The organism is Propioniciclava sp. MC1683 (assembly GCF_014164675.1).
Taxonomy (GTDB): Bacteria; Actinomycetota; Actinomycetes; order Propionibacteriales; family Propionibacteriaceae; genus Propioniciclava.
Window position 1 is genome coordinate 1 of sequence record NZ_JACJFX010000060.1, and the last position, 6,871, is coordinate 6,871.

Genomic DNA, 6,871 nt, shown 5'->3' on the forward strand with positions numbered 1-6,871 from the left:
CAACGGCAGGCTGGAACACCTTCGCGGCATCGCGCTGGGCTTCCGCAACCTCACCAACTACCGACTGCGGTCACTCCTCGAAGCCGGCGGCTTCCGACCCCTCATCCACTCTCTTTCGTGAAGAGCCATCAAAACGAGACCTTAGGTCACTTGACCCCCGCGAAGGGGCATGTTAGATTCATCCTAATCGTTTAGGACGAGTCACTGAGTCCGACGCATGACCTAAACGTTTATGATCAGAGAGGATCCCGATGGCGCGAAGGCCGACGCTGAATGATGTGGTAGCCGAGACCGGCCTGTCGATTTTCACGGTCTCGCGCGCCCTCAGAGGTGCCCAGGGGGTCTCAGAGGCCAGCCGCACCAAGGTGCTCGCCGCCGCCCGGAAGATCGGGTACGTACCCAACGGCGCGGCGCGGGCCCTCCGCAACCAGACGCCCGGACCCGTCATCGTCATGAAGGCCTCGTCCTCCAACGCCTACTACGTCGACATGATCACCGGCATCCAGGTGGGCCTGCGTTCCGCGGGCATGGGGATGCGCACCGCTGATATCGCGCCCGACGGCGTGTTTGATGCGGATCTGGAGAACGCCGCGGTGCAGGAGGCCATGCAGTCCCGCGCGTCAGGGGTCATCTCGACCCTGACCCTTCAGCCGGAGAACTACCGCCGCCTCACGGAATGGGGCGTGCCGGTGGTGTTCGTCGACTCCCACCCACCCGCCTCCGAGCTCGGCACGGCCTCGGTGACCACGGACAACGCCGCCGCCACCGCGGCAGTGGGGGAGCACCTCGCATCCCACGGCCAGTCCGACTGGGTGCTGCTCATCTACCCCCACCTCTGGAGCACCCGCGCCGCCCGCGAGGCGGGTTTGCGCAGGTCAGCGGAGCAGCACGGTGCCCGGCTCACCGTCGTCGAATCCGCCAACGATCCCGTCTCGGCCCAGCAGGCGATGTCCAGATACCTGGACAGCCGCACCGCTGAAGGGCCGTTCGCCCTGATCGCAGGCAATAACCCCCTGTTGAGGGGAGGTCTCAGTGCCGTGCGCGAGGCCGGCATGCGACTCCCACAAGACGTCTCACTGATCTCCTTTGATGAGTTCATGTGGGCGCCCCTCATCGACCCGCCCATCACGGTGGTTGATGAAGACTCACGACACATCGGCGAAATTGCGGCGGCCACGCTGCGCGACATCGTCCAGCGGAAGAACAAATCGGGGGACGCATCCGGTGGATCGGGCAGCGGCGTCACGTACCACCCGGAAGACACGAAGGAGGTGACGGCAACACTCCTGGTTCGCCAGTCCTGCGGCTGCAACTGAGTCGCCTCCCCTTCCCCACACACACCACTTCACCACCCCACCCGTATTCAGTGCGCCCAGAAACGGGCAGTCACTCAACAACAACGAAAGGCGTAGCTATGAAGCTCACCAAGAAGACCGCCATCGGTTCACTGTTCGTCGCCCTGGCCCTCGGCCTCGGCGCCTGCAGCTCCGGGGACCCCGTTCCCGGCATGACGAACGGCGCTGAGGGGACCACCCCTGAGAGCATCAAGTCCATCGGGCTGATGGTTCAGGACATGTCCAACCCGTTCTTCTCCGCCATGACGAAGGGTGCCGAGGACGCGGCCAAGGAGTTGGACGCCAAGCTCAACGTGCAGGATGCGCAGCTGGATCTGGCCAACCAGAACACCCAGATTGACGCCTTCATCCAGCAGGGCGTGGACCTCATCGTCATTTCCGCCGTCGACGAGGACGGCATCGGGCCCGCCATCGAGCGCGCCCGTGCCGCCGGCGCCATCGTGATCGCGGTGGACACGCCGGCCGTCGGGGCCGACGCGGTGGTCATGACCGACGCCGTGGAAGCGGGCGAGGTGGCCTGCACCTACCTCTTCGAGGCGATGGGTGGTGAGGGCAACTTCCTCATCATCGACGGCACCCCGATCCAGACGATCATCGACCGGATCACCGGCTGCAACAACGTCCTGGAGAACTACCCGAACATCAAGGCCGTGGGGCACCAGCATTCGAAGAATGACCGCGCCTCGGGCCTGGCCGTCACCACTGACATGCTCACGGCCACTCCGGATGTCCAGGGCATCTTCGGCATGAATGACCCATCCGCACTCGGCGGCGTGTTGGCCGTGGAGCAGGCCGGCCGCACCGGCGACATCGTCGTCGTGGGCATCGACGGCAGCCCCGAGGCCGAGGCCGAGCTGCAGCGCGAGGGTTCCCCGTTCATCGCCACCGCGACGCAGAACCCCGCCGAGATGGTTCGCCAGGCCGTCAAGGTGGCCCAGCAGATCGTGGCCGGCGAGGAGCTTGAAGAGACCACCATTCTGATCCCCAGCGTCATCGTGGACCGCGAAAACGTTGCGGAGTACCCGGGCTGGTGACCCGTCGCCCCTGGGGTGGGGCGGAGACGCCCCACCCCAGCCAGCCATCAGGAGGAATCATGAGTGCAACCAGCACAAAGCTACCCCTACTCAAGCTTGACCAGATCTCGAAGCAGTTCGGCGCCACCGCGGCGCTGACCCGGGCGTCGTTTGAACTCATGCCGGGCGAAGTCCACGCCCTGATGGGGGAAAACGGTGCGGGCAAGTCGACGCTGATGAAGATCCTCGCCGGCAACGTTGCGCGCGACCACGGCGACATCTACATCGACGGCACGCGGGTGGAGATCTCGGATCCCGCCAGTGCCCGCGAGCACAAGATCGCCATCATCCACCAGGAGATCAACACCGTCCGGGAGATGTCCATCGCCGAGAACCTGGCGCTGGGCGTCGAGCCACGCACCAAATTGGGTGTGCTGGACCGGGGCCGCATGCGCCGCGAGGCGCGCGAAAAGATGCAGCTCATCGGGCTCAACCTCGACCCAGACACCCCGATCGGCGCGTTGAGCATCGGCATGCAGCAGATGGTGGAGATCGCCCGCGCAGCCAGCGAGGAGGCGCGCATCCTCGTCCTGGACGAGCCCACCGCCGCCCTCTCGAGGGCCGAGACCGAGCACCTCTACGAGATCATCGAGGACTCCCGTGCCCGCGGCATGGGACTCATTTACATCACGCACCGCATGGAGGAGGTGTGGCGTCTGGCGGACCGGGTCACGGTTTTCCGCGACGGTCACACCGTGGGCACCCGGGAGCGCGAGGAGATCGAGCCGGCCGACGTGGTGCGCATGATGGTTGGGCGTGACCTCGGCGACCTGTACCACCACGAGGAGAGGGTGCCCGGTGAACCCGTCCTGGAGGTTGAGAACCTCGAGGGCAACGGCATCGGCCCCGTCACCTTCAACGTCCGCGCGGGCGAGGTGGTCTGCTTCGCCGGCCTGATCGGATCCGGCCGCACCGAGATGGCCCGGCTCGTGTTCGGGGCGGAGCCGGCCACCGCCGGAAGCATCCGTCTCAATGGGCAGAAATTCTCCCCCGCGCACCCGGACCAGGCTATCAGCCATGGCGTGTCCATGGTGCCGGAGAACCGCAAGGAGGAGGCACTGTTCCTCGACCACACCGTTGAGGACAACATCGCCATCTCGTCGCTGGGCAAGTTCAGCCCCGGAGGCGTGCTGAAGCTGCGCACCATCCGGAAGAAGGTCCGCGAGCTGATGACCTACCTCCACCTGCGGCAGAACGCAATCACGCTGAGCGCCAGGAGCCTCTCCGGCGGAAACCAGCAGAAGGCAGTGCTGGCGCGCATCCTCCTCACGGAGGCACGCCTGCTGATCCTCGACGAACCCACCCGGGGCGTCGACGTCGGCGCAAAACGCGAGATCTACGAGCTGATCGACGAGCTTGCACGGCAAGGCAAGGCGATCCTCATGATCTCGTCCGACCTGCCGGAGGCCATCGGCACCAGTGACCGGATTCTGGTCATGCGCCAGGGCCGGATCGCGGCAGAACTGCCCTCCGCGCAGACGTCGGAGGAAGAAGTAATGGCTTACGCAACGGGCACCTCAAACAAGGAGCAACAATCATGACCACAACCGCCAACAATCCAAGAGTGGGCCGTAGCGGCTCCTTCGACTTCGCAAAGTGGTGGGACCGCGTCGGGATCCTGGCCGTTCTGGTCCTTCTCATCATCTTCATGCTGTTCGCGGCGCCCAACTTCGGCACGGTGGACAACATCCTCAACATCGCACGATCCATCTCCATCAACGCGATCATCGCCGCCGGAATGACGTTCGTGATTCTCTCGGCGGGCATTGACCTGTCCGTCGGATCGACGGTGGCGGTGTCCGGTGTCTCGGCGGTCCTCGCGGCCGTGGCGGGAGCCCCCGCGGTGGTGGCGATCCTCGTCGGCGTGATCGCCGGCGCCATCGCCGGCCTCGTGAACGGCGTGCTGGTGGCGTACCTGTCCCTGGCACCCTTCATCGTCACGCTCGGGCTCATGACCTTCCTGCGCGGACTCGCGTACACCATGACCGAGGGCCAGCCCATCGTTGACAGCTCACTGAACTTCCGGGACCTCGGCAACGGCTACATCGCCGGTATCCCGGCGCCGGTGATTGTCATGGTCGTGATCTACGCGGTGTGCTGGTTCGTTCTGGAGCGCACCAAGTACGGCCGCCACGTGTACGCGGTTGGCGGCAACCCCGAGGCCGCCCGCCTCGCAGGCATCCGGGTCAAGCGCGTCCTGACCTCGGTCTACGTGATCGGTGGGGCGCTCGCCGGCCTGGCCGGCGTCATCTTCGCCGCCCGCGTGGTGTCCGCCCAGCCCACCGCCGGTAACGGCTACGAGCTGGACGCGATTGCGGCCGTCGTCCTGGGCGGCACGTCGCTCTTCGGCGGCAAGGGACGCATCGTCGGCACCCTCATCGGGTCCGTCATCCTGGGTGTCCTCACCACCGGCCTGATCCTGATGAACGTCCAGTTCTTCACCCAGCTGCTGGTCAAGGGCATCGTCATCATTCTCGCTGTGGCGATTGATTCGCTGAAGCAGCGTTCAAGCAAGAAGGCACCGGCTGTTGATACGTCCGGGGCCGCAACCGTAGGAGTGTCGGCATGAGCCACACTGTTTACGTCACTTCAACCCACGGCCCCCGTCTTTCCGAACCCCTCGAGTTCTCCGTCCCCGGACAAATCGAGGAGGATCTCTGGATCGCCGTGGACCAGGCCGGGCAGGAACTGCTCTGCCAGCGCCTCAAGAACCAGCCGGACGAGGCCCGCACCGCCTTCGTCACCGTCGCCTCCTTCGACGGCGACTACGAGTTCACCCTGGACCGCCCCGCGGATGGGGCGGCGCAGGGGATCACGACGGGGGAGCCCATCGAGGATGACGCCTTCGTCCGCCTCAACACCGGGTACTTCGACGTTGAGATCTGCTCCGGCACCGCCCAGGGCGAGGGATCCTCGAAGTGGGGGATCCGGCACTTCTCGTCGATTGAGGAGGGCATTGACCTGCTGCCGTCGGGCAACAACGCCATCGGCGGCTTCTACGGGCCGTTCTTCACGCCCGAGAACGGGCTGATCAATCCGCCGGAGCACACGACGGTTGAGATCGAGGTGGTGGAGGAGGGCCCCGTGCTCTACGCCCTGCGGATGCACGGGACCATCCCCGACGGGCTCCTCGAGGAGCTCAAGGGGAAGAACTTCACCATCGACTGGCGCTTCACCTACGGCACACCGTGGTTCTCGCGCCGCTACCAGGTGGATGACTTCCAGACCGTCATCAACGGGCGTTCGATCACCAACAAGATCACCGTCGGCGACGAGTTCGAAGGGGGCCAGGGGGAACTGGTCTTCGACCGGTTCGACTGCCCCGGCGGCGTCCGCTACCGGGCGGGGGACCCGTATGCGGGCCAGTTGGTTGAGATGGTCAACGAGACGATTGCCTCCGACGGGGACCGTCCCGCGAAGTTCGACACCTTCAAGGAGATGCTCTCCGGCGACCTCGAGTCGGCCCACTGGGACCTGTACTGGCGGCTGTTCTGTTCCTGGGAAGGCGCGCTGCCCGAGGACGAGATCCGGGAGCGGCTGGCTCGGGTTTGCAGCGAGTCGCACGTCCTAGCTGACCTGACCGATCGGCCGTGGATCATGGCTGATGGCCCGGTCGACGTGCAGACGGTGCCGCACGAGACGATCTTCCCGGGTGCTGCCCAGAAGACGGTGGAGTATCACTCCGAGTTGGGCCGCGCGATGGTGTGGTGGACTTCGGAGCCGTCGGGTCAGTTCCAGATTGTCCAGCGGCGGCAGTCCGGTTGGGTGAACTGGGGTTCCAACGGTGAGAACGAGTGCCCGGAGTTGCCTGTCGGCGTCTTGATCAAGACGGCGTATGGGCAGTATGCGGAGAGTTGGCTCGAGGTGGCTGATCAGTTGGAGAACGCCCCGGGCGTGACTGTTGGGTGACAGCGAATCATCTGTCACTTGGACGGGCACCAGCGAATCCATCGTGCAAACGACCCGTGCGCACGAGTTGAACTTCGCTGGTGCCTGGCCCGTCTGAGCTTGCCCCGCCCTCAGACGGGAAGAGAAGCCAGAGGGTGATGTAGCAGATCCACTGTGGCTGCGGAAACGAATCTGTGTTGGGACAGCTCAGCCCGACATTTGATCAAGTAGGGCTGACGGCGGAATTCCGACAAATGTCGCTCAACCAAACACGCTGTTGTGAAATTAATGAGTATCTGCCATTGGCAAAGATCTCTCTGTGGTATTCTCCTCGCGAGGCCAACCGGATGGAAGGCCGTGATGAAGAAGACCGAGAGGGCTTCTAGCTAGTCAGATGGGATCACTCACCCATCGGTCAGATGTTTCTCGGCTCTTCACGAAAGAGAGTGGATGAGGGGTCGGAAGCCGCCGGCTTCGAGGAGTGACCGCAGTCGGTAGTTGGTGAGGTTGCGGAAGCCCAGCGCGATGCCGCGAAGGTGTTCCAGCCTGCCGTTG

5 protein-coding genes are annotated in these 6,871 nt (G+C 64.7%); all 5 read left to right on the forward strand.

The window, feature by feature from the left end:
• Positions 1–251 precede the first annotated feature (251 nt).
• The 5 genes from H5397_RS16805 to H5397_RS16825 all read left to right on the forward strand — a co-directional run bounded on the left by H5397_RS16805 (position 252) and on the right by H5397_RS16825 (position 6,337).
• On the forward strand, positions 252–1,316 hold the full coding sequence (locus H5397_RS16805; protein ID WP_182818867.1) for a LacI family DNA-binding transcriptional regulator: 1,065 nt from the start codon (positions 252–254) through the stop codon (positions 1,314–1,316).
• 98 nt (positions 1,317–1,414) lie between these two features.
• Positions 1,415–2,389 carry an ABC transporter substrate-binding protein gene (locus tag H5397_RS16810; RefSeq protein ID WP_220492382.1) on the forward strand — a complete coding sequence of 325 codons (975 nt, stop codon included), beginning with the start codon at positions 1,415–1,417 and terminating at the stop codon, positions 2,387–2,389.
• A 59-nt stretch (positions 2,390–2,448) separates the two neighbouring features.
• Positions 2,449–3,969, forward strand: coding sequence for a sugar ABC transporter ATP-binding protein (locus H5397_RS16815; protein ID WP_182818870.1), 1,521 nt, complete (start codon positions 2,449–2,451; stop codon positions 3,967–3,969).
• A complete protein-coding gene (locus tag H5397_RS16820) occupies positions 3,966–4,997 on the forward strand; it encodes a ribose ABC transporter permease (RefSeq protein ID WP_182818871.1) in 1,032 nt (343 codons plus the stop codon). Before H5397_RS16815 ends, H5397_RS16820 begins: the two co-directional genes overlap by 4 nt.
• Entirely contained in the window at positions 4,994–6,337 is a 1,344-nt protein-coding gene (locus tag H5397_RS16825; protein ID WP_182818873.1) for a hypothetical protein, read from the forward strand. Before H5397_RS16820 ends, H5397_RS16825 begins: the two co-directional genes overlap by 4 nt.
• The last annotated feature ends 534 nt before the right edge of the window (positions 6,338–6,871 follow it).

Excerpts from the sequence above, each read along its gene's own strand:
- H5397_RS16805 (WP_182818867.1), top strand. The coding sequence starts at position 252 with ATGGCGCGAAGGCCGACGCTGAATGATGTGGTAGCCGAGACCGGCCTG.
- H5397_RS16810 (WP_220492382.1), top strand. The coding sequence starts at position 1,415 with ATGAAGCTCACCAAGAAGACCGCCATCGGTTCACTGTTCGTCGCCCTG.
- H5397_RS16815 (WP_182818870.1), top strand. The coding sequence starts at position 2,449 with ATGAGTGCAACCAGCACAAAGCTACCCCTACTCAAGCTTGACCAGATC.
- H5397_RS16820 (WP_182818871.1), top strand. The coding sequence starts at position 3,966 with ATGACCACAACCGCCAACAATCCAAGAGTGGGCCGTAGCGGCTCCTTC.
- H5397_RS16825 (WP_182818873.1), top strand. The coding sequence starts at position 4,994 with ATGAGCCACACTGTTTACGTCACTTCAACCCACGGCCCCCGTCTTTCC.